General features: G+C 68.2%; 1 pseudogene. It reads right to left on the reverse strand.

The features are described 5' to 3' along the window. A pseudogene (locus N4G66_RS45305) lies at window positions 1-204 on the reverse strand (ABC transporter permease); the annotation flags it as partial. Window positions 205-500 lie beyond the last annotated feature (296 nt).

The following is a 500-nucleotide window of genomic DNA, read 5'->3' on the forward strand; positions in this document are numbered from 1 at the left end:
CCCGATGGCGAGGGTGCCCACGACCATGACCTGCTGCACGATCAGCGAGAAGTTCCCGCCGGTCAGGAACTGGTCGGTCGAGAAGGAGAAGAAGGCGCAGGCCAGGAGGAGGGCGGCCAGGGGTCCGGTGGTCGGCGCCGTGAGCAGTCTGCGGGCTGTGGTCGGTGCCTTGAGCTCCGAGTACGGCGTTGTCGTGGCTGTCATGCGAAGTCCTTGTCGGAAGACAGATGTCCTTGTCGGAGGACGAGGGCAGAAGCCCCGCCGACGGGACAAGGGGGGCGGCCGTCCCTGGTCGGGGAGGTGGGCCGACCGCCCCGCTGAGGGAAGTGGCGGTGTCGTACGGTCCTGGGGCTGTCGTCACCTTCCCGCCTGCCTCGGGCGGACGACGGGAAGGTGACGACAGTCCCTGGGGGGTTTAGCCCCAGCAGTTCTCCAGGCCATAGGCGGTGTCCTTCGACGTGACCCCGTCCTGCGCCTTGTCGGTGATCAGCGTGACGCCC

The organism is Streptomyces rhizosphaerihabitans (genome assembly GCF_025399795.1).
Classification (GTDB): domain Bacteria; phylum Actinomycetota; class Actinomycetes; order Streptomycetales; family Streptomycetaceae; genus Streptomyces; species Streptomyces rhizosphaerihabitans.